This is a genomic window from Gordonia sp. NPDC003585, from assembly GCF_040610755.1.
Taxonomy (GTDB): Bacteria; Actinomycetota; Actinomycetes; order Mycobacteriales; family Mycobacteriaceae; genus Gordonia.
Map to the genome: position 1 here is coordinate 1 of NZ_JBEXMX010000175.1, position 2,885 is coordinate 2,885.

A 2,885-nucleotide genomic window follows, 5' to 3' on the forward strand; every position below is an offset into this window, starting at 1 on the left:
GCCCACCCTTCCTGCGCGCTGCGCGCCCGGGCGACGGCCTTCTCGAGGTCGTCGGCGGTGGCGACGGGGATGGTGGCCATCTCGACACCGCTGAACGCCTCGAGCACCGACCGGGTCGGACGGTCGGCGGCGTTGTCGATGGCGACCAGCGCACCCAGGCGGGCGAAATACTCTGCGGTTGGCTTCGGCATGGTGCGGCCTCCTACTGCTCGGGTCCGACGAGCACGATGCCGTCGTCGTCGGAGTACACGATGTCGCCGGGAGTGAAGGTCTCGCCGCCGATGGTCAGCGGGATGTCGCGCTCGCCGACGCCCGTCTTGGTGGACTTGCGCGGGTTGGTGCCCAGCGCCTTGACGCCGATCTCCATGCCGCCGATGGTCTTGGCGTCGCGGATCGCGCCGTTGACGATGATCCCGACCCAGCCGTTGGAGCGGCCCAGCTCGGCGATGATGTCCCCGACGAGCGCCGTGTGCACCGACGCCTCACCGTCGATCACCAGCACTCCGCCGGGGTTCGATTCCCCCAGGATCGACTTGAGCAGCGCGTTGTCCTGGAAACACTTCACCGTGGTGACGCGTCCGACGAACTCCCGATTGCCCCCGTACTGGGTGAACTGCAGATCGCAACTACGGACGGAATCGCCGATCTCGTCGACCAGGTCGGCGGTCGGGGTGAAGGTCAACTCGCTCATGTCGACCAGCATAGGTGTAACCGCAAGTAGCGGGTTACTGGTGGGTAGCGACTGGGCGGGCCCATCGGGTCAAGCACAACGGAATGACTCGCCGCGATATGCCTCTGGAACTGGGCGCTGCTGATAATCGGCCCCGATCGTTTCCCGACGGGTTGACTTTCAGTGAGGACGCAGCCCCAGCACTATCGTCGAGACGGCATCGCTTCATCGAGATCCGCTGCGCTAGCCTGTGAAGAGACACTATCGTTGTCGCGCTACTGTGATTCCTGCACACTCCCAAGACTCTGCAGTCCGCGAGAGGGCGATATGACGAACCACTCCAGCTTGACCAGCATCGTCAACGAACACCGTCGAAATGTTGACGTCCAAGTTACTAATTTCTCTGTTCGCGAACTGGTCCGAATGGTGAGCGAAGGAGAACTGAATGTGTCGCCTGAGTACCAGCGATTGTTCCGCTGGGATGTCGAGAGCGAGTCTCGGCTCATTGAGTCGCTCATGCTGGGACTGCCGGTCCCTTCTATCTTCGTCGCTACCAATGAAGACTTTACCCTCGAAGTAGTTGATGGCCTTCAGCGGCTATCCACTCTGGTTCACTTTGTCGATAGTCAGCCCGAGATGCTCCAGACGCTCGGGAAGGAGACAGCATTGGTACTTGATCAGCTACAGACGATCGAGCAGCTGAACGGTTGCAGCTATCTTGACCTACCGAAGGAGTTGCAGCTCCATTTCTCTCGCACGACGCTCCAGGTCACTGCCCTTACCGACAAATCTGACTATGACGTTCGTTTCGAGCTATTTGATCGACTGAATGCCGGTTCCCTAAAACTGACCAATCAAGAGGTACGCAACGCCGTGTTTCGCGGTCCCTTAGTCGCGTTTCTGCACGAGATGGCTGAACTAGCCAGTTTTCGCGAACTGATAAGATTAAATGAAGAACGCCTTCGAGATGGCACCCTGGAAGAAACCGTATTGAAGTTCTTTGGTTATCGACATAATCGCAGCGAATACCGCGGACCGATTAAACCTTTTCTTAATGACTGCGCGAAAAAATGGCGGACCGATTTTCCGGAGACAAAGTTTCGCCAGGAGTTCACAGACGCCGTAAAGACACTTCGAGCCGCCTTAGACGGGTCTGAGTACTTGCGCACTGGGTACTCGTTTACTCCAATGGTGCCCTTTGAGGCAGCGCTGTTGGCGAGTGCCAGGGCGAACGACGATGGATTGACACCAACTCCCAAACCCGGTTGGAAGGAAGATGCACGGCTCCGGGCAGTATCGGGGGGTGGACACAACACGCCGGGTAAGCTCGACGAGCGCGTCGATCGGTTGTTCGAGCTGCTATCGGGTTCCAATCCTGAATAGCCAACAGGATGATCGCCTCTTTTGAAGCAGATTTCGAGCAACGGCTGACTCAATGCTGGATGTCAGTGATTGTGGCAGACACGCTTCACTTCAGCTCCAACGGCTGGAGGACCGTCAGTCGCGACGTCCGTGCAGGAGCTGTGGTTATGGCGATGGCTGAGTTCGAGGGACTGCTGAAGAATTGCGTCGAGCACGCTCATCAGTCAATCGAGATGTCATCCACTTGCGTCAACCAGCTTCGCCCAGGACTCCGCATGCTCCACTACGACTCAGCCTTCGCCTCCGCCTCCGCATCCGGGCCCTCGATAGACGCTGCTTGGAACTCACGGATGAACATTTCCGCCGCCAGTCAGAACACCGATTTGCCGAGACTCCCACGGCGGCAAACCAACGGGTCACTACAACCCCTGGGTAATCGCACTCCGAACGCAGCAACCATGTCCCGCCTATGGCGAGTATACGAGCTGCCTGGTCAACCCTTTCCTAGACTTAGTTGGAGAAGATCTCTGGGAATTCTCTGCGAAATACGAAATGACGTTGCACATGCGCGAGTGCCATTCGCTAAGATCTTCACTGGCCGCGATAGAACGGCGGACGCGGTTGGCCAACTTGTTAGCGATTTGCGCGATTTGGGTATGCATTTCACACAAAGTCTCGTAGAATACTTGGCCGATTCCCGCTTCGAGGCGTAGAAATCCTGCCAGCCCGCCGCCGATTGCTGCATGTGCCGCTGGAAACGGGCTCTTCGAAGTTGAGCGGGCGTTGCCTGGTCAGAGCCTCGGCGTGTCGATGATGTGAAACGCCCCTGGTCTCCGGAAATCTGGATGTTGCG

Annotated in this window: 2 protein-coding genes and 1 pseudogene; 1 reads left to right on the top strand and 2 read right to left on the bottom strand. The window is 58.2% G+C overall.

Translation table 11 applies throughout. The features are described 5' to 3' along the window. Nucleotides 1–191, bottom strand: a pseudogene (locus tag ABZW74_RS24320) (succinic semialdehyde dehydrogenase); the annotation flags it as partial. Between the two features lie 11 nt (nucleotides 192–202). After that, complete coding sequence (gene rraA / locus ABZW74_RS24325) at nucleotides 203–691, bottom strand: ribonuclease E activity regulator RraA (RefSeq protein WP_240857396.1); 489 nt, start codon at nucleotides 689–691, stop codon at nucleotides 203–205. A gap of 324 nt (nucleotides 692–1,015) precedes the next feature. Between rraA and ABZW74_RS24330 the strand changes: the two genes are divergently transcribed. Next, entirely contained in the window at nucleotides 1,016–2,053 is a 1,038-nt protein-coding gene (locus ABZW74_RS24330) for a DUF262 domain-containing protein (RefSeq protein WP_355280052.1), read from the top strand. Nucleotides 2,054–2,885: the final 832 nt, after the last annotated feature.